Genomic DNA, 18,598 nt, shown 5'->3' with positions numbered 1-18,598 from the left:
TGGCACCTCGATGTCGGCTCATCACATCCTGGGGCTGGAGCAGGTCCCAAGGGTTTGGCTGTTCGCCAATTAAAGTGGTACGTGAGCTGGGTTCAGAACGTCGCGAGACAGTTTGGTCCCTATCTGCCGTGGGCGTCGATAATTGAAAGGAGTTGACCCTAGTACGAGAGGACCGGGTTGAACATACCTCTGGTGTACCAGTCATGCCGCCAGGCGTGCCGCTGGGTAGCTATGTATGGACGGGATAACCGCTGAAAGCATCTAAGCGGGAAGCCTCCCTTAAGATAAGTTATCATCGAGCCGTGGAAGACCACCACGTTGATAGGTTGGGTGTGGAAGCACAGTAATGTGTGAAGCTAACCAATCCTAATTGCTCTTTTCGCGCTTGTAGAATCCCGCCATCAACAACAATGTTGGGCCCAAGAAATTGGAAAGCCAGCTTGTCGTCGGTGTTGGACAATATAAGCTCAGCCCACGGTAATATGTGCATGGATTTAAACATGCATATCTTACCAACGATATATCGATTAAAAGACCCGTGATTACAGCTTATGCGCTTGCTTCATTGCTTGGTGGCCATAGCGTCTGTGCCCCACCCGATCCCATCTCGAACTCGGCCGTGAAACCAGATTGCGCCGATGGTACTTTGTCTTAAGGCATGGAAGAGTAGGACGTCGCCAGGCATTGCAGCAGGCGCATGGAGATGTAGTCACGAGGAAATAACCCATTCACTTTTTCAAAAGCGGCCGATCCGGCAACGGGCCGGCCGCTTTTTTGATTTTGGCGTTGCCTTCCAGGGGATGCCATTTGGTGGCGCGGGATGGAGCAGTCCGGTAGCTCGTCAGGCTCATAACCTGAAGGTCGTAGGTTCAAATCCTACTCCCGCAACCAAAAAGACTAATAGAGTCAAAGCATTACAAGCCTCGCTGGTGACAGCGGGGCTTTTTTGCGTTTGGGCAGTAAGCAAATAGTAAGCAAGCGAATGAGCGAGGTTGCGTATTGCTGAGTAATCTCAAGGGTTTACCGGTTTCATGCAGGAAGCAACATTGTTCTGTTGAGGCGTTGCAAAGCTGTCAGGCTCACGCAATTGCGTCACATAGTGCGAAACCTTCAGGTTTTATAGTGGCTGATGATCGGGATGATTTTGGAGACCCTGTTTGCGTCCGTTAAGGGCGCAAAAGCGGACGTTATGTAAAGCACAATTCTATGGCGGCTTTGCGCCCCAATTTCGGTCATTCCGATCGATTCCGCTTTATTCCGAAAGCGGACATTAAGACGATTGCAACGGATAGGAGGTTTTCCAATCGCAGTATAAGTTACTTTTCTTCCCAGATTGGTGGGGAACCAATTCTCTCAACAAGAAAATCAATCAACACACGGACCTTGGCCGTAAGGACATTTGATTTCGGATAGACCAACCAGACCGCAGAACCATCATTCACCTCATATTCCGGCAAAACCCGGACAAGAGAGCCATCACCTAACTCCCGATGGATGCTCCAAATCGAGTTCATTGATATGCCCACACCTGCAAGTGTTGCCAATCGTGTGCTCGTCCCGTCATCACATTGAACGCGCGTCTTTGCCTGGACAGGTGGGAACTGACACTGGCGTCCTTTCTCAGCAGTCAAGTCGCGCCTGGTATCTCCAAAAACAACCAATCGGTGATCTATCAGATCGTCGGGTTTGGCAGGCACACCGTATCGACCTAGATAGTCGGGTGAAGCACAGAGCACACGTTTGTCTTCAGCCAGTTTCCGGCCCATCATTGCGCTGTCTTCGATTGCGAAGTTGCGAAGAGCAAGGTCATATCCGCCTTCTATAAGCTTGGCTTGCGTGTCTGAGAGACGAAGATCTAGATTAATCGCTGGATATTGATCAAGAAACTCTGGGAGTATGGGTGCGACATAGAGTTGAGCAAATGTGCTGGAGCAGGCAAAGCGCAGCGTCCCTGAAACTTCTGGATTTCCCTTGCCGAGAGCGACAAGTCCGGCATCTTCTTGCGCGATGATTTCTTTGGCGAAAGGTAAAAACTCAGCTCCCTCTAGCGATAGAGAGACTTTGCGTGTCGAGCGATGAAGCAGGTCCGCACCCACTTCTTTTTCCAATTTCGCGAGCCGCGTCCCTGCAACAGCGGGAGCCAGCCCTAATTGCCGACCTGCAGCACTAATATTGAGTAGGTCCGCCGCCATGACAAAGAGACGAACAGCTTCTGTATCCATATTATATCCATAATCGATATTCTGATTATGTTTTTACCTCATTTATATCCATAATTAAAGATATATATTCAAGTTTATCGGAGCCGCTTAAGGCTTTCCTACCCAAGGTGGAGATGAACAATGCAAATTGATGCAAACGTAAATTACCACATTAAAAAGTCAGCGCCGCAGGCGTTTGAGTTTGATGTTGATGGGGTAATCGGCAATCTCGTTTCGCCGGAACTCATAACCACCGATGTTAAAGTTTCAGACCTGCGAGACAGCGACTGGACACCCGCCTTTCAACGCGATGGCATTGAGTTCGTTAATCACCGGTCTGCTGTGAAAGATTTTGAGAAGGGCGAGGGTTGGCAAGCAACCTATGATCAAGAACTAGTCGACCTTCTGAAAGCCCGTATCGGCGCGACAGAAGTTATTGTATTCGATCACACTGTTCGCATAGATGACACCAACGCCCCGCGTCGTCCTGCGCGCAATGTCCACAATGATTACAACGAAGCAGGTGCTGAGCAGCGCCTTGTTGATTTGGTCGGCGAGCGTCGCTCGAAAGAATTTCAAGATGCGGGTTATAGCTTTGTCAATGTCTGGCGTCCGGTTGAAAACGTCATTAAATCATCACCTCTAGGCTTCATTGACCCTCGTTCCATGCAGTCCGATGATTGGATGGATATCGGTCTCGTTTACCCCGACCGCCTTGGTCAAATTCTCGGTGTGGCCAACAACCAAACCCACCAATGGTTTTATCAATCCGACATGACCCCGGATGAGGCTATCATCTTCAATATCTATGACAACGGCGGACGCCCACATCTGGCACATAGTGCTCTTGATCTTTCGAGTGATGCCCAAGCATCTATCCCGCGCAAAAGCATCGAGAGCCGCACTCTAGTTCGCTATTCTTAAACAACGAAAGGCATAAATCATGTCGACAACTCTACTGTCAAAAGCTCGCAACGTAACCCGACCAACACGAGAAGCTATGTTGCACAGAGAACCCTCAGTTCACCGTTTTTGGAATGACAATGAAAAAATGTTTGAGGACGCATGGACTGAATGGGAGAGGAATGGCGACCAAGTCAATATTGTCTTGGATCACTCCCTCTATGCAACAGACCTCCGTCACGCGATTGAGAAGGGTTGGGAAGACCCAGCAAAGGAAAACTCCGTCAAAGACCTTTGGACTGAAGTATTTCCCAATGTTTACAAAGCCCAGTTCTTCGACCCAAAAAAGCTTCACATCTTGAGAGATTATCTCCAGCGCGTCGCGAAAGCTGATATTCCCGTTCGCCCGCCGTACGGAATTGTCCTAAATCGCGGCGGGGCTATGCTTGATCCGCGCTCGGAAGGCTATCTTGCCGCACCAACATTCCAGACGTTCTACCGTGATCTCATGGATCATTACATGCGTCCCATTGCCCGGCTCCTATTTCCGGATGTTTATGGCTTTGACAGTCAGACATTTGGTTTCTCCATTCAGTGGGAGGCTGGCAAGGACACGGATTTGCGTCTCCACACGGACGCATCTAGCGTAACGCTGAACATCAATCTGAACCTACCGGGTGAAGAGTTCTCCGGGTCAGCTGTGCGCTTTATGGATCCAGCGAGCCGAAAGGTTGAGAACCTGACATTTGAACCAGGAACGGCCTTAATCCACCATGGCAAGGTCCCCCATGCTTCTGAACCGATCACGGAAGGTGAGCGTCATAACTTTGTACTATGGCTTTATGGCGAACACGGTCAGATTCCCTATCAACATGGTGAGGGACCAGTGCCAGCGAGCGCAACAGAACGGTGGACTGTGCCGCAAGTTCAATCTGATAAATCTGCACCATTCTAACGATCCGGCCAGACGCCTTAAGCTATAATCTGATCAATAGGATAGACATCATGACAAAGACAATTTTGATAACAGGGGCAACGGACGGTATCGGCCTCGAAACCGCAAAAATGATCGCGCCGCAGGGCCATACGCTTTTGTTACACGGTCGTAACCGTGACAAACTCGCAACAGCGGCTAAATCCGTTTCGGCAATCACAGGCGCCGGCGAGATCAAAACCTTCCGCGCAGACCTTTCAGTCCTGCCTGAGGTCGAAGCTCTAGCGAGCGAGATCAAGGGCGAAGTCAGTTCAATTGACGTGCTGATCAACAATGCAGGCGTGTTCAAAATGTCGAACCCGCTCACAAATGATGGCTATGATGCACGCTTCATTGTGAATGTTGTAGCGCCATATTTGTTGACTAAATCCTTGCTGCCAATCCTGGGCTCAAAAGGCCGGGTAGTGAACTTGTCATCAGCGGCACAAGCGCCTGCGGATGTGCAAGGTTTTCTGAACAAACGCGCCTTTTCTGACAGTGACGCTTACGCACAAAGCAAGCTCGCCCTGACCATGTGGTCCTTTGGAATGGCGAAAGATCTTGGCGCGAACGGCCCCATGATAGTTGCCGTAAATCCGGCCTCATTTCTGGGCAGCAAAATGGTCAAGGAAGCTTACGGTCAGGCCGGAAACGATTTGAGGATTGGCGCGGACATCCTCACCCGTGCGGCTCTGAGTGACGAATTCGCCAATGCCTCTGGTCTTTATTATGACAATGATCGGAAATCGTTCGCGCAACCACATCCCGATGCGCTGGACGCCGTGAAGAACAAACAGGTGATGGAAGCCGTCGAACAGCTGATCAACTAAGCCACTCACCCTTGCCGAGCCTACCGATGGTCTGAAACCACTTCAGGCAGACACTACCACTATACCTAAAATCTAAACTCAACTGAAAGGATACTCTCATGAAATATGAAGGATTTACAACATTTTCCACCAATCAGGACGGCGCAATTCTAACCGTCACCTTCGACTTTGGCACCGTCAACGTCCAAGGTCAGGAAATGCTCGCTGACCTTAACAGCTTGGCTATGCGTCTTGAGCGTGACCGTGAAACCAAAGTCGTGGTTTTCCAGTCTGCAAATCCTGAAATCTGGGTCTGTCACTATGATACCGAACTTCTGAAAGACATGTCGGACGAAGCCGTGTCACGTGAGGACGTACAACTTCTTGACCTTCAAGCAGTCTGCGAGCGCATTAGCAAAGTTCCTCAAGCAACAATTGCAAAGCTCGAGGGCTTCGCACGCGGCGGTGGCCATGAATTGGCTTTGGCTCTCGACATGCGTTTTGCAGCACGCGGCAAATATAAATTCATGCAGATGGAAGTTGGCATGGGAATCTTGCCATGCGGCGGCGGTGCATCACGCATGGCTCGCCAAACCGGTCTCGGTAAGGCGCTCGAGATCATCCTAAGTGCACAGGATTATGACGCCGATGATGCAGAGCGCTTGGGCACCATCAACAAAGCAATCGATCCAGAAGAGATCGGCGAATATGTCGACAATCTTGCTAAGCGCATTGCACAATTCCCGGCAGAATCAATCAATGCCTGTAAGCAGATGGTTTACGAGTCCATTGATATGCCTATCGATGAAGCGTTGAAAGCCGAAGCCTACTGGCTCTATCAAGCGACTAGCAAGACACCCGCCGTGAAGCGCTTCCGCATTGCTGACGAACAGGGTCTCGAGCATGACATGGAGAACCAACGCAACTGGGGAAATCTTGTTATGGATGTTCAGGACATCAATTAGATTCCAGATATATTGGCGTTGAGAAGTCCGGCCCAGCATTTTTGGGCCGGATTTTTTTAATATGCTTAGAACTATATGATTTGTGAGTGTCTTTGTTCTGACCGGACATAAGCTTTTGGCAGCTTCACCCCAAAAATGGTTTTATTTTGAACGCAGCATAAATTCAGAAATTTGCTGCATCACCTCTTTTCCCTCTGGAATCGGGATCACCATCCAGACATGGAACATATCTGAATATTCATGATATTCGAAATTTGCGCTCACGCTTTCCAAAGCAGTTCGGAAACGCTTGGAATCTGGCCATAGAACATCTGCCGAACCAGTAAAAATTTGTATGGGGGGTAGTTGATTATGCGCTCCAAATAATGGGCTAACTCTTGGGTCCTTTATATCCAAGTCTCCGGCGTATAATTCTCCAAATTTTCTCAATCCGGATATAGAGATCATCGGATCATGCTTTTCTATCTCTGGCTGATCAGGATGCGTTGCCGTGACATCCAGCCAAGGCGACAACAGGATCATGCGGCCGGGTGAATAACTCCCGCTATCACGCAGTGAATGAGTGAGAGCCAAAGACAATCCTCCTCCGGCGCTATCTCCCATAACCGTCATATTCGCCGCGCCATGTTTTTCGGCAAGCCGCTCAAAAAGCTTCTGCATTTTGGGAATTAATGCTTCGCATTGGTGCTCCGGTGCGAGCGGATAGATAGGAGCGGTTACGCTTGTCCCGGTAGCTTCAATAAGCCGTCCAATGAAATTCCAGTGCGCCCATGACATATCCATCACATATCCTCCGCCATGCAAATACAGGACGTGGTGCTGGCTTAGTAGAGCACCTGCTCTTGGAGCGATCGTGAACACCTGATATCCATCAACTTGTTCTTCCAACACATCGAACTTCCGTCTGAAGCGTTTCGATGGCAAGTCAGGACCTTTTTCGCGAAGCTTCTCTATCTTCGCCTGTACTTCGGACGGATTTGAAAAAAACGTCTTCGTGCCAATTAAAGGCAACAGACGATTGACGATACGAGCGCGCAATGAAATCATGACGCACCTAAGCGCAATCTCCATGTAAAGGCAAATAACGGTGCCAGCGGATGACCGCTTTTGCGCCCATAGCGGACAAAAGCAGACTGTCAGGAATCGGCCCAGTTGTGGTCGTCAAAAACGAACTAATCTAGTGTCCGCTTTCGGGATAAAACGGTCACAACGATAGAAACTGCTTTGGGCGCAAAAGCGGACATTAGATAAACAGTTCCCCGAGCAAATGTGCATTGATCGAAAATGAAGGGTTTTACTGCAAGTCAATGTGGCTGGATCAAAATCGATTCTCTGATCAATCGTCCAGCCATTTCAGATTGGCGAGAGGATAGCCCAGATACCACTTTGCGCGATCAAGGATGATCCTCGTTTTTACGGTTCTTACACCAAGGGTTTCATCCCCTCCAACCTGATCGACGAGCGCATTGAGTTTCTGTGTGTTGGAACAGCAAGTGAATGAGATATAGTCGACATCTCCAGTCACACGAAGGCAATCCATAAACTCGGGAATGTCCTCGATCACCGCCTCAAAGGCCTTGCGTGACTGCGGGCTGTTGTTTTCCAGCGTAAACTCGACATAGGCCAAAACGTGCTCAACCATCCGGTCGAGATCCAGATCCGTGTGGAAACTGACAAAATACCCTGCCTCCTTAAGGGCTTTCATTCTCTGAAAACAGGCACTGTTGGACAAGCCAACCTCCTCCGCCAGTTCCTGATTGGATATATCGGAATTCAAATGTGTAATCGACAATATTTTGCGATTGATCTTGTCGAGTTTTATAGCGCGATTCTTACTTGTCATTTTGCTGTCCTATTTCATCGACTTATAAGTCAAATTTTGATTTCAGCCTAACAGCAAAATTTTGAATTGATCGAAGAGGCATCTTCAAAATCATATTTGGATCATGTTGGACTAGACTTGTTTTACGGTCGTCGCCGAACAATTGAGTTACTATTGGACCAAATTGGGGGATTTATGTCCGAGCAGTTGAACGAATTTTCGGCGACGGCAATTACAGAAAACCAACTCGTTCCTTGGCCCCGCGTGGCAGCAGTTGCTGCCATGGTCTCATTTTCGCTCCCGACGTTCATCACGGGCCTTGAGGTTTCACAGGGCCTCTCCGCGATAGATGCAGTATGGGCACTGGTTTGGGGATCAGTGATCATATTGATAATCGGCGCAGTCATGGGAGCGATTGGCGCCAATAGCCGAATGAGCTCATATTTGTTGGTACGTGTTGCATTTGGAGATTTGGGAGCCAGTCTCGTCAACATCGCTTTTGCGATTTCCCTGCTGGGATGGTTTGGAATCAATATCAATCTGTTCGCAGGAGCAGTTTCTCGGCTCGCGCTAGAGGTTTGGGGGCAAAATCTTCCCACTATCGGTCTCGCGATATTCGCTAGCATTTGCATGACGATCACGACAATAGTTGGCTTCAAAGCGATCAATCTACTGGCAACGCTGCTCGTACCGGTACTGGCTTTTGTCACTTTCCTGCTCGCACGCTCCGCATTCGAAACACATACACTCGATGAGATTATGGCAGTGGAGAAAACTGCCACTTTGACGATTGGCGACGGTATCTCGGCCATTGTCGGAGCCATTATTATTGGTGCGATTATTTTGCCGGACATCACCCGGTTTGTTCGCCATTGGAGCGGCGCGGTTTATGCCGCTATCATAGCATACATGATCGTTCAGCTGGTCGTAATGGCAGCTGCCAGTCTCGCCGGATCAGTTTCGGGAAAAACTGATATTCTTGATATCATGCTCGATCTGAATTTGGGTCTTGGGGCATTTGCGATCGTGATTGCGGGAAGCTGGGTACTCAATTCACTCAATCTCTATAGTACGGTTTTGAGCATAAAGGCGACTTTTCCAGGTTTGAGCAGCCGCTGGCTAGCAATTGGACTGGGGGCCGTTGGCGTCATAGCTGCACTACTCAATATTCTCGACAGTTTCGTGACATTCCTGTTTTACCTTTCCGTGATCTTCATTCCGGTTGCTGGAGTTATCATCATCGACTGGGCGCTCATTCGCCCTGCTGCATACACCATTGATACGCTCGAGAATAACCGGCCGATAAACGTACCGGGATTCATCGCTTGGGCGATTGGCGCAATGTTTGCCGTTCTGGCTTCGGAAATGCTGCTCCCTACTTTAACCGGAATAGCGGCAATGGATGCCGTTATTTTGGCCGGAATAGTCTACACTATATTGGCCTGGCGCAACCGGATCGAGGTTTCTTCATGAGGATCGGAATCGACGTTGGCGGCACGCATACCGACGCTGTGATTTTAGACCGCGACAATGTGATCGCTGCCACAAAAGCCCTTACATCTGCGAATGTTGTCAGCGGCATTACCGATGCCCTGGATACTCTCCTCAAGGATGGCGCAGTATCACAGGACAAAATCGAAACCGTCATGATTGGAACGACGCAGTTTACAAACGCAATCGTTGAACGTCGGGAATTGGCACCAGTAGCGGCGGTGCGAATTTGCCTGCCATCGGGTCAGGGAATGCCGCCGATGATCGACTGGCCTAGTGATATTTCCGAAGCGTTGGGTGAGCATGTCTATATGCTGCATGGGGGATATCTATATGACGGGTTCCCTGTCGCCGATATTCGCAAAGAAGAAATTGACGCGCTCATCAAAGACCTGATTGGCAAGCAAATCACAAATATTGCGATTGCATCGGCCTTTTCGCCAATGAATGCACAGCCAGAGAAAATTGTAGCAGCCAAAATCCTCGCCGCCATTCCACATGCACGGATCACCTTGTCCTATAATTTTGGGCGCCTCGGTCTGATGGAACGCGAGAATGCCGCTATCATGAACACGGCATTGTTGACGTTTTCTGACAAAGTGGTTGGTTCTTTTCTGGATGCATTGAAAAATCGCGGACTGCATTGTCCAGCCTATATCAGCCAGAATGACGGCACATTGATGAGTGCCGATTTCGTTCGTGCCTATCCGGCACTGACCTTTGCATCGGGACCGACAAATTCGCTGCGCGGGGCCTATAAGCTGACCGGGCTCGAGGATGCGATTGTTGTCGACATTGGCGGGACAACATCGGACATCGGGGTTCTGCAGGGCGGTTTCCCCAGAGAATCCAATGTGATTATTGAAATTGGCGGTGTACGAACAAATTTTAGGATGCCTGATATTCTGGCGATTGGTTTGGGTGGTGGTAGCCTTGTGCTGGACGAAGGCCGCACAATCGGACCACATTCTGTGGGTCACAAGCTGGTGACCGAAGGCCTGGTTTTCGGGGGAGATACACTAACGACAACCGATATTCTCGTTGCTAGCGGCGCTGCAGAAATTGGTGATCCTTCAAAAATAGAGTCGATTTCCAAAGATGTAGTAAGCCAGGCCACTGACACCATGCATATGATGCTGGACCAAAGTATTGAAATGATGAAACCCGGCGGAAAGGACATGCCAGTCATTCTCGTAGGCGGTGGTGCGGTTCTCGTAACCGGGGGGCTCAAGGCGGCGTCGGAGTTACTTCGTCCGGAAAATGCCGGCGTTGCAAATGCCATCGGTGCAGCCATTGCCCAAATTGGCGGTGAAGCCGAACGCATGCTTTCCTACCGCAGCATTTCGCGGGAAGAAGCCATTCAAAAGGTAACCGGGGAAGCGACAGATCGTGCAGTCAGAGCCGGTGCAGATATCGCTTCGATAAAGGCCGTGGATATTGACGAAACTTCAGTACCTTACATGGATGAAGGCGCCACGCGTGTTCGAGTCAAAGTTATAGGTGATCTTTTGTCGGGAGCTGCGGCATGAAGACTGTAAATCTGGAGCATCTTGATGATCTTGCGCTGGGGTCGGTTTTCCTCGCAACGGGCGGCGGCGGTGACCCACACGTACCGAAACTGATCGCCCGAGAAGCGATCAAGAAATACGGTCCGGTTCAAGTCGTCTCAGCTGCGGATTTGGCAGATGACGCTTACATCGTGACGATTGGTAGCGTCGGTGCACCAACGGTCAGTCTGGAGCTATTGCCCTCAATCGATGACGCCGCGCGTACGCTGGAGGCATTCGAGCAACATGCAGGCCGTAAAGTGGATGCCGTTGCATCCTTCGAAATCGGTGGCGGAAACTCTCTCATTCCATTGGTTGCTGCAACGGGGCGCGGCGTCCCCGTGATTGACGGCGATGGCATGGGACGGGCGCTGCCCGAAGCGCAGATGATGTCCTACCCGATTGCCGGTGTCCGGCCGACGCCAGCTATTGCCTATGACTATGCCGGAAATACGGCAAGCTTCGATGTGTCTACCACGGCGATTTATGAACGCCACATCCGCAGCTACTCCGTTGCGGCAGGTGGGATGGTGACGGCGGCAGAACATCCAATGACCGGCGCAGAGCTAAAACGATCGATCATTCCCGGAACTCTCAGCTTTTCCATCGAACTGGGCCGGATATTGCGCAGCAATCGCGGGCAAGCCGATGCTCTGCTGCAGCCTCTTCAAAACGCCTTCAAAACATCAATCTATGGTGAATGCCGGCTTATCTACACCGGTAAGGTTATCGACAAGGCGACACGGATCATTGGTGGCTATGATATTGGCGAAGCTACAATCGAAAGTTTCGATGGAACGGGTGACAAACTTTTCCTTAATATCAAGAATGAGTATTTGCTCGCAAAGATTGGCGACAAAGTCGCTGCGAGCGTACCGGACCTGATCACGATTGTCGACTATGAGACTGGTACTCCGATCAACGCCGAACGGTTGCGCTATGGTCAGCGTATTTCGGTATTTGCAACGGGTTGTCCGGAATTTTATCGGTCAGAAGCTGCATTGAGCGTCGTATCACCACGTTGCTTCGGATTTGATGTCGATTACGTACCCCTTGAAAAGCTATAGATCAATCCAGATCACCAAGTGCGGTTTTCAAATTATCTAGCTTGTCACCATATTTTTTCCACCGGCCGATTGAGCCCGAGTAAAGCGGCTGGCGAACCTGGACGGAACTGGCGGTGGAAACGGGTGCAGTATTTTCATGAAATCGCATGCAAGCTTCATCCCATTCGAGTCCACAGAAATCGAGCAGCTTTCGCGTCTGGGCTTCCTGATCAAAGACGATGTCCTCGTAGTGAATTTCCAAAAAACGATCAGACGGCAAAACGTTGCGCCAATGCGCCATCAGGTCATCATAGAGTCTGTAAAATTCAGCGGTGTCTTCAAGATCAAATGTATAGTTGTAATAGGAGTATCTGGTCGAGAAAAGTTGCCGAAAATTCGAAAGGCAGCTGTCCATCGCACCGCGCCGGAGCGAAATAATCCGGGCGTTGGGAAGAGCACGATGGATCAGGCCTGCATAAAAGAAGTTAAGCGGCATTTTATCAACCATATGCTTTGATCGCTGAACACGTTCCAAATTTCTGCTTATATAGGAAGCACCTATGCCGGAAACGTCCATCACTGAAGCGCGTTGAAAAGTTTCGTCATCCATAACCATGTTGGTCGATGTTCCTGCAGCTTCTTTGACAAGTTCGGCAAAAACGTTCAGCTCTCCGGCCGAAACCACCTCCGTGTGAGAGGACAAGATCCGGTCCACAAGTGTTGTACCAGTTCGAGGCAAACCGACCACAAAAATGGGAGTGTCTTCGGGGTCTTCAGCGGCGTTTTTAGGGTTTGATACAAATGTCTGTTTGGCTGATTCAAACATGGCCCGTCCCGCTTCACGGTCGTACCGCAACTCACTCCGCTTTGCTTCTTTCGCCTTTAACAGCCACTCAAAGCTTGCTTCATATTGCCCCATATCCTCAAGCGTTTTCGCTATGGCGTGTCCCAGTTGCAGCCGACCTTCGGCATCATCTTCCGCCTGATTGAACAGCTGGCGGAGCATTGGAAGCTGATTTGCCTGTTCCGTTTGTTTTTCCATGGATGTCAGCGATGTCCATGCACGAAAATGATTGCCATCCAGTCCAACGGCACGCTGATATTCGTGTTTTGCTGTCTCGAAATCTCCAAGAAATTGAGCAGACGCCGCGAAGTTATAGTGAAAATTTGCCTGATCTGGTTCGAAAGAAACCGCCTTTTCGAAAAACGGAATTGCCAGCTCATGATATCCGGCGCGGCTGTAAACGACTCCGATCGTATCGGCTAGAGATGCATCACTGATGGCAAGCTTCGATGCCTTATCCGCATTCGCTTTGGCGTCATTTTGACGACCCAAAGTCGATAGTACTTTTGCATGATAGATATGAAAATAGGGGACATCCGGTCCCAATTCAGCCGCTTTGGCATAAAGTTCCGGCGCCTTGGCGTAGTTATCATGCTCCTCGGCGATGATACCAAGCAGGAAATAAGGCAGCGGATTTCGGACATTTTCCTCGATCAACTTAATCGATTGGCTGTGGACAGTCTGATATTGTTTTTGCCTCAGAAGCTTTAAGCCGTCTGCGAGCGTCAAATTGGTCATATCAATAAACGTACTGCACAGCTGGAGCGGGAGCAAAACCGTCGCTAGAAATCAGATTTTGCCTCGAGACCGGAATAAGGGAAATTATTGAGCGAATATGATTGCTTTCAGGAGCCAATTTTGCAGGATATCTTATAAGTTGAATAATAACTTGAGGCTCTTCTGGATGCAACGAGCCATTAAATAAAAGTCGAACGGGAGTTTATTATGCTGCATTATTCGAAATTCAGAAGCCAATTGAAAGCAACGGCGAGCGTTTTGGCATTGCCGATCGGGCTGGCAGCTGCATCGACTTCTGCCTCCGCACAGGAAGCTTCGACGGATGCGGCTGATGACAATATCATCATCGTTACGGCCACGCGCCGCGCGGAATCAGTGCAGGATATTCCAATCAATATCGCGGCAGTGGGTAGCGATCAAATTGAGGAACAAGGTTTTGACGATATTTCCGAACTTGTTGCCTTTGTACCCGGCATTAACGTTGCCGATCAGGGCGGTCGTGACGGAAACCGCATAGTTGTACGCGGTTTGAATGCCGATCCGATTGCCAGCGCCTTTGGTCAAGAAGACGGCGGTGGCAGCGTAGCAACTTATGTTGGAGATATTCCGCTATTTGTCGATTTGCGTCTCAACGACCTGCAGCGCGTGGAGGTTTTGCTTGGCCCGCAAGGTACGCTTTACGGAGCGGGAACATTGGGCGGTGCTATTCGCTATATTCCGAACAAACCCAATTTTTCGGGTATTGAGCTGGAAGCGCGCGCCGATGCCTATACCTATAAGGAAGGCGATGGCATCAGCAGCGACCTCGGCTTTACCTTCAACTTGCCTTTGTCAGAAAGTTTTGCCGTGCGGGGCTCTTTTGACTATTTAAATGACAAGGGATTTATTGACTATCCGTTTGTCGTTCAGCAGCCAGGAGTTTCCAATCCTGATCCGGATTTCACCAACGCCGCTGAACGCGATGCGAATTTCAGCCCGATTGAAGATGCAAATACCGAAGAAATTTTAGGTGGGCGCATCGCAGCTCGCTGGCAACCCATAGATGCAATTGACGCAACGCTTACCTATTACTTCCAGTTGAGTGAATATGGTGGCCGCAATACCTCTTCTTTCCGAACCACCACAATTCCATCTGATCGGTATGAATTTGGCGGCAGGGTTGCAGAGCCAAATGAACGCGACAGCCAGCTTTTGGCGTTGGAAGTGACCGCAGACCTCGGTTTTGCTGAACTGACCTCAGCCACGGGATATGCAACGGTTAAGGAAAACGGACAGCGAGATCAGACAGATCTGTTGATATCGCTGGAATATTCTTACGAAACATTTCCGACGTTCACAGCGTTCACGTTTGAAGATGAAGAAACAGAAATTTTCAACCAGGAATTACGCCTCGTTTCCAAAGGCGATGGCCCTCTGAACTGGATAGTTGGAGCATTTTATAACAGGAATAAATATAATGCGCTTTCGTCTGAATTTACGCCGGGATATGGTGCGCTTGTTGGAGCGCGTCCCGATCTGAACGATCTGGAATATTTCGAAGCAGACCGAACCCGCCTCGAAGAATTCGCCGTATTTGGTGAAATTGGATATGATATTACCGACGCTTGGTCGATTACGATCGGCGGTAGATATTATGATTATTCCCTCGAAACTGCCAACAGTACCGAGTTTCCACTTTTCGTCGGACCGGATTTCAATCCTTATCCATTGTCGGATATTGAAAACCAACTCACACTGACTCCCAACCAGTCGCGCAGCGGTGAATTGTTTAAAGTTAATACTGCTTACAAATTCGGTGACGGGAACACTGTGTATGCAACATTCAGTCAGGGCTTCCGCGTAGGTGAGACCAATGGCGGGCAACCTTGTCCCGATGTCTTCATGCCGGGAGGCCAAGGCCTCTGCCTGTTAGGGCCGGGTCAACAGTTCAGCCCCGATCCAAATGACATTTTCCCTGGCAACGAGCGCTTCTTTGAACCAGACACTGTCAACAGCTACGAGATCGGTGCGAAAACAACGTGGTTGGATGGCGATTTGATCCTGAACGCAGCGCTGTTCTTCATTGACTGGAAAGACCCGCAGATCGCGGCGACATCGATCAACGCGGGTACCAGCATAACCGTCAATGGCGTGTCCGCAGAATCGAAGGGATTTGAGTTTTCTGGAAGCTGGCGGGTAACGGACAATTTCAGACTCAGCGGGAATTTCAGCTACACAGATGCCAAACTGACTGCCGATGTGCCGGGGTTGGTGCAAACCATCCAGCCGCCCGGATTTGGTACGTCACTGGAAGCCGGGCAGGATGGAGATCGATTGCCGGGTTCTCCAAAAACGCAATTTTCTGTCTTTGGTGAATATCGCGTGCCGCTCGAAAGCGGTGCAGATATCGTAGTCAATGGCAGTTATGCTTGGCAGGGAAATGTATTGACCGTGATTGGCGGACGCGGAGGCAGCTTTACATTGCCGAGCTATGGTCGTGCGGACATAGCCGTGGGTTATCAGGCTGAAAGATGGTCATTGACGGCATATGCCAATAATCTGTTCAACGATTTTTCAGAATCGAGTGCATCCAACACGCCACTGAACAACCAGACGATCCTGACCCACAATGTTCGACGGTTCCGAACAAATGTTCTGCCGCCTCGCTCATTTGGCTTAAGAGCAAAATTCAAATTTCAGTAGTGAATGACTAGAATCAAAAATAATGAGCGAGGCCTTAAACGGCCTCGCTTTGTCGTTCACTTTTTGTGAATGAAGAGCTTCTTTGGTGAGCTCTAGTTTGCGAAAAGCCCAAAATCCTAGTGTCCGCTTTCGGGATGAAGCAGACGTAGCGACCTAACCCGCCTTCAGCCTTCTGCTAAGAAAGCCAGAGTAGCGCGAGAGCTAATTGCTCTTTCCACTGCGCTTTCTTTTTTGGCTTGGTCCTACTTTCCAGTTTAACTGAAAAGGCGCTATCTGTTCGGCTATTTAGCTTTACTGACTGCAATACTTGCAATTCGCGCTGTCGTGCATAGTCTCATCCCATGAGTAAATTCCGAAAGATCATGGCTACAGATACCCAGGTGACCTTGATTGAGCTAATCGAGAGCATTGTCGCCGAATTGGAAAAAGAGGCTGATTACGAAGAGTATCGGAGTATCACAGAGCATTTCCGGGAGCCGTATTATGTTGAAGGGCAAGTTAGTCCTCTCCATAGAAATAAGCCTAATCCGTTATGGCCGAAGAAGTTGGAATTGATTGCAGAAGTCAATTCTGCGTTCCAGAATTTGATTGAACGACAAGGATGGGAGGTCAGATCTCAGCCTAACAATCGCTTGTTACTTCGAAGGGAACTTGAAGGGTGCAAATTGGATATCTACGGTGCTGGACTCAAGCGCGGGAGCACAATTTTTTCAAATATCCATCTCTCTCGAAAACTCGTCAATTTCGAAACGCTTTTGATGGAGCAATTTGAGATCGAGGCGGCAAATACTCCACCCGGAATCATGAAGTTAGAGCAGATATTTGAGAACTCTCTCGAGAGATGCAACTCGCCTTTCCAGGTTCGAAGAGATTCTATGAAGCGGATAATTAAGAAAGCTAAGATCGATGACGCTCATCGAAGGCGAGGACCAAAGCCGAACGTATCAAGAACGAATTAAACGGAAGAATTCGGCAGTTTTTATCTCCGACAAAGTTGATCATTTTGAAATCTCACTCACGAACCCGAGGAGATTCTTAAATGTTCCCAACTACAGACAAGCTACCGACGTTCTTCAACCAAGCCGAACTGGCTGAGCGCTGGCGGATTTCTCAGAAAACTTTGGAACGATGGCGCTATGAAGGGAAGAAGCCTTCTTTCGTTAAAATACATGGCCGTGTGCTGTACCGCAGCGATGACATTCTGGAGTTCGAAAAGGAATGTGGACAACAAAACATCCACATTCCCGATCTGGACTACGGTCATGAGTAAAAAGAGACCGTTGGAATGCGCGTTGGATGCAACTGTCAGCAGTGCCCGTACCAAGATGGTTCTTGTTGTCATGGCGCGGCGGGGAAATCAAAGCGGGATATGTTTCATGTCGCAAAGATCGATAGCGAGTGAGGCAAATTGTAGCGTCAAATCAGTCGAACGTGCGATCAAGGAGTTGATAGGCCGCGGTCTTATTGAAGAAGTTGTTCCACGACCAAAATCGAGGCGCTCCAAAACGTATAGGTTGTTGATAATCGATGAAGGGGACAGCCAAGTTGACGCAGGAGGTCCGTCAATTGGACGTTACTGACAGCGTCAGTTTGACGGACAGAAACAGAATGAAACTAAACTTAACACTTCAAAAGAGATTCCTGTGTGCGAAAAAAAGTGGATAACTGGAATACATTTGATCGGAATTTTGCGATCGCCAGAGAATGACGGAAGCCAAATCGAATTTGAATTTGGCTATCAAGAAGTGTCCGTCGATAACCGCGGGGGGGGGGGTATCAAAAACTCTACGATCTCTCAAAAGGAAGCCGACGTGGGTCATTATTTCTTTTGACCGCGAAACTAGGGGTGGGGGGGCAAATGCGTAACTTGCTGAAACGACTCAATTTGCACCTTGAATGAGATTTGTTTTTCGTCACCGCACGCATGGCTAAACTGCACTTCTGGTAAGCGTTTTTGAAATTCCCTCAAAAAGAATATTCTCGTTTGCACCTTTTTTCTCGCAGGAGCCCTCAATGTCTTTTGAGTGGATTGCGGTTTCTAAAAATTCGTTCCAACTCAAATTGGATACCGGTCAACGCCGGATAGGCCTTGAAAGAAGGAAGCGAGAAAATGGCAAGAGGACGTAAACCGATACCAGCCCACTTGAGGTTCGTAGGAGGCAATCCGGGTAAGCGACCTCTTCCAAAGAAGAAGCGCTATGTTCCAACTGGGTTGCGTTCGCCCTCAGATTTAACCGATGCACAGAAGAAACTCTGGAGGAAGATCAATCGAGATGCTCCGTACCAGCTTCTCAAAGCAATCGATGCGTTCGCGTTGAAACGATATGTGGTGGCTCTATCGATCTACGATCAGGCGAAACACGCCATAGAGAATTCCACCTTGGTCATAGCCTTCCCAAGCGGATATCCAGGCCCAAATCCCTGGTTGGGTATTTTGAACAGGCAGTCGGACATTATGCTTCGCCTAGAGGCCGAGTTTGGATTTACTCCAAGCGCTCGGACCAAGATCGGGATGTTGGATGATCCCGACGATGACGAAGATGATTTTGACTGAAGTTAGTGAACGTCTGCTAAATC

The 18,598-nt window shown here is 49.3% G+C and carries 15 protein-coding genes, 1 tRNA gene and 2 rRNA genes; 14 read left to right on the top strand and 4 right to left on the bottom strand.

The window, feature by feature from the left end; all coding sequences use genetic code 11:
• From ABJI30_RS10650 to ABJI30_RS10640, 3 genes are all read left to right on the top strand, one after another.
• Positions 1-389: ribosomal RNA gene (locus ABJI30_RS10650) — 23S ribosomal RNA — on the top strand; the annotation flags it as partial.
• A 179-nt stretch (positions 390-568) separates the two neighbouring features.
• Positions 569-683, top strand: a 5S ribosomal RNA gene (gene rrf / locus ABJI30_RS10645).
• A gap of 131 nt (positions 684-814) precedes the next feature.
• Positions 815-891 (top strand) — tRNA-Met (locus tag ABJI30_RS10640).
• Between the two features lie 425 nt (positions 892-1,316).
• Here ABJI30_RS10640 and ABJI30_RS10635 read toward each other — a convergent pair.
• Positions 1,317-2,222, bottom strand: a complete 906-nt coding sequence (locus ABJI30_RS10635) for a LysR family transcriptional regulator (RefSeq protein ID WP_348018169.1) — start codon at positions 2,220-2,222, stop codon at positions 1,317-1,319.
• Between the two features lie 120 nt (positions 2,223-2,342).
• Here ABJI30_RS10635 and ABJI30_RS10630 point away from each other — a divergent pair, with 120 nt between their 5' ends.
• From ABJI30_RS10630 to ABJI30_RS10615, 4 genes are all read left to right on the top strand, one after another.
• The gene (locus tag ABJI30_RS10630) at positions 2,343-3,125 is read left to right on the top strand and encodes a CmcJ/NvfI family oxidoreductase (protein WP_348018168.1); all 783 of its coding nucleotides are present in this window, start codon (positions 2,343-2,345) and stop codon (positions 3,123-3,125) included.
• Between the two features lie 76 nt (positions 3,126-3,201).
• Positions 3,202-4,059 (top strand): hypothetical protein, encoded by an 858-nt coding sequence (locus tag ABJI30_RS10625; RefSeq protein ID WP_348025482.1) that lies wholly within the window; start codon positions 3,202-3,204, stop codon positions 4,057-4,059.
• 50 nt (positions 4,060-4,109) lie between these two features.
• Positions 4,110-4,907 carry an SDR family NAD(P)-dependent oxidoreductase gene (locus ABJI30_RS10620; protein WP_348018166.1) on the top strand — a complete coding sequence of 266 codons (798 nt, stop codon included), beginning with the start codon at positions 4,110-4,112 and terminating at the stop codon, positions 4,905-4,907.
• A gap of 98 nt (positions 4,908-5,005) precedes the next feature.
• Complete coding sequence (locus ABJI30_RS10615; protein WP_348018165.1) at positions 5,006-5,851, top strand: enoyl-CoA hydratase/isomerase family protein; 846 nt, start codon at positions 5,006-5,008, stop codon at positions 5,849-5,851.
• Positions 5,852-5,992: 141 nt separating this feature from the next.
• On the opposite strand, the gene ABJI30_RS10610 is transcribed toward ABJI30_RS10615, so the two are convergent.
• Together ABJI30_RS10610 and ABJI30_RS10605 are read right to left on the bottom strand one after the other, a co-directional pair.
• Positions 5,993-6,898, bottom strand: a complete 906-nt coding sequence (locus ABJI30_RS10610; RefSeq protein WP_348018164.1) for an alpha/beta hydrolase — start codon at positions 6,896-6,898, stop codon at positions 5,993-5,995.
• Positions 6,899-7,187: 289 nt separating this feature from the next.
• On the bottom strand, positions 7,188-7,694 hold the full coding sequence (locus ABJI30_RS10605) for an Lrp/AsnC family transcriptional regulator (protein ID WP_348018163.1): 507 nt from the start codon (positions 7,692-7,694) through the stop codon (positions 7,188-7,190).
• 174 nt (positions 7,695-7,868) lie between these two features.
• Here ABJI30_RS10605 and ABJI30_RS10600 point away from each other — a divergent pair, with 174 nt between their 5' ends.
• Genes ABJI30_RS10600 through ABJI30_RS10590 form a run of 3 tightly spaced genes read left to right on the top strand, consistent with a single transcriptional unit; the run spans position 7,869 to position 11,778 of the window.
• Positions 7,869-9,146, top strand: a complete 1,278-nt coding sequence (locus tag ABJI30_RS10600; protein ID WP_348018162.1) for a cytosine permease — start codon at positions 7,869-7,871, stop codon at positions 9,144-9,146.
• Positions 9,143-10,693: a hydantoinase/oxoprolinase family protein gene (locus ABJI30_RS10595; RefSeq protein WP_348018161.1), complete on the top strand. Its 1,551-nt coding sequence runs from the start codon at positions 9,143-9,145 to the stop codon at positions 10,691-10,693. Before ABJI30_RS10600 ends, ABJI30_RS10595 begins: the two co-directional genes overlap by 4 nt.
• Positions 10,690-11,778, top strand: coding sequence for a DUF917 domain-containing protein (locus ABJI30_RS10590; RefSeq protein ID WP_348018160.1), 1,089 nt, complete (start codon positions 10,690-10,692; stop codon positions 11,776-11,778). Before ABJI30_RS10595 ends, ABJI30_RS10590 begins: the two co-directional genes overlap by 4 nt.
• Position 11,779: 1 nt before the next feature.
• Here the strand turns inward: ABJI30_RS10590 and ABJI30_RS10585 are convergent, their stop codons facing one another.
• Positions 11,780-13,339 (bottom strand): sulfotransferase, encoded by a 1,560-nt coding sequence (locus ABJI30_RS10585; protein ID WP_348018159.1) that lies wholly within the window; start codon positions 13,337-13,339, stop codon positions 11,780-11,782.
• Positions 13,340-13,546: 207 nt separating this feature from the next.
• On the opposite strand from ABJI30_RS10585, the gene ABJI30_RS10580 reads away from it, so the two are divergent.
• The 4 genes from ABJI30_RS10580 to ABJI30_RS10565 all read left to right on the top strand — a co-directional run bounded on the left by ABJI30_RS10580 (position 13,547) and on the right by ABJI30_RS10565 (position 18,575).
• Positions 13,547-16,021 (top strand): TonB-dependent receptor, encoded by a 2,475-nt coding sequence (locus tag ABJI30_RS10580; protein WP_348018158.1) that lies wholly within the window; start codon positions 13,547-13,549, stop codon positions 16,019-16,021.
• Between the two features lie 341 nt (positions 16,022-16,362).
• A complete protein-coding gene (locus tag ABJI30_RS10575) occupies positions 16,363-16,980 on the top strand; it encodes a hypothetical protein (RefSeq protein WP_348018157.1) in 618 nt (205 codons plus the stop codon).
• A gap of 80 nt (positions 16,981-17,060) precedes the next feature.
• Positions 17,061-17,291: a helix-turn-helix domain-containing protein gene (locus ABJI30_RS10570; RefSeq protein ID WP_348018156.1), complete on the top strand. Its 231-nt coding sequence runs from the start codon at positions 17,061-17,063 to the stop codon at positions 17,289-17,291.
• An 819-nt stretch (positions 17,292-18,110) separates the two neighbouring features.
• Entirely contained in the window at positions 18,111-18,575 is a 465-nt protein-coding gene (locus ABJI30_RS10565) for a phage terminase small subunit P27 family (RefSeq protein ID WP_348018155.1), read from the top strand.
• Positions 18,576-18,598: the final 23 nt, after the last annotated feature.

The sequence above is a fragment of the Parasphingorhabdus sp. genome (assembly GCF_039968395.1).
In the GTDB taxonomy this organism is placed as follows: Bacteria; Pseudomonadota; Alphaproteobacteria; order Sphingomonadales; family Sphingomonadaceae; genus Parasphingorhabdus.
Note: the sequence above shows the minus strand (reverse complement) of the source record. Positions and strands in the feature narration are given on the sequence as shown.

What these genes read in the sequence shown, in the direction of transcription:
- ABJI30_RS10610 (WP_348018164.1), bottom strand. Translation starts at nt 6,898, where the DNA reads ATGATTTCATTGCGCGCTCGTATCGTCAATCGTCTGTTGCCTTTAATT.
- ABJI30_RS10575 (WP_348018157.1), top strand. Translation starts at nt 16,363, where the DNA reads ATGAGTAAATTCCGAAAGATCATGGCTACAGATACCCAGGTGACCTTG.
- ABJI30_RS10620 (WP_348018166.1), top strand. Translation starts at nt 4,110, where the DNA reads ATGACAAAGACAATTTTGATAACAGGGGCAACGGACGGTATCGGCCTC.
- ABJI30_RS10605 (WP_348018163.1), bottom strand. Translation starts at nt 7,694, where the DNA reads ATGACAAGTAAGAATCGCGCTATAAAACTCGACAAGATCAATCGCAAA.
- ABJI30_RS10600 (WP_348018162.1), top strand. Translation starts at nt 7,869, where the DNA reads ATGTCCGAGCAGTTGAACGAATTTTCGGCGACGGCAATTACAGAAAAC.
- ABJI30_RS10590 (WP_348018160.1), top strand. Translation starts at nt 10,690, where the DNA reads ATGAAGACTGTAAATCTGGAGCATCTTGATGATCTTGCGCTGGGGTCG.
- ABJI30_RS10625 (WP_348025482.1), top strand. Translation starts at nt 3,202, where the DNA reads ATGTTGCACAGAGAACCCTCAGTTCACCGTTTTTGGAATGACAATGAA.
- ABJI30_RS10615 (WP_348018165.1), top strand. Translation starts at nt 5,006, where the DNA reads ATGAAATATGAAGGATTTACAACATTTTCCACCAATCAGGACGGCGCA.
- ABJI30_RS10595 (WP_348018161.1), top strand. Translation starts at nt 9,143, where the DNA reads ATGAGGATCGGAATCGACGTTGGCGGCACGCATACCGACGCTGTGATT.
- ABJI30_RS10635 (WP_348018169.1), bottom strand. Translation starts at nt 2,222, where the DNA reads ATGGATACAGAAGCTGTTCGTCTCTTTGTCATGGCGGCGGACCTACTC.
- ABJI30_RS10580 (WP_348018158.1), top strand. Translation starts at nt 13,547, where the DNA reads ATGCTGCATTATTCGAAATTCAGAAGCCAATTGAAAGCAACGGCGAGC.
- ABJI30_RS10585 (WP_348018159.1), bottom strand. Translation starts at nt 13,339, where the DNA reads ATGACCAATTTGACGCTCGCAGACGGCTTAAAGCTTCTGAGGCAAAAA.
- ABJI30_RS10630 (WP_348018168.1), top strand. Translation starts at nt 2,343, where the DNA reads ATGCAAATTGATGCAAACGTAAATTACCACATTAAAAAGTCAGCGCCG.
- ABJI30_RS10570 (WP_348018156.1), top strand. Translation starts at nt 17,061, where the DNA reads ATGTTCCCAACTACAGACAAGCTACCGACGTTCTTCAACCAAGCCGAA.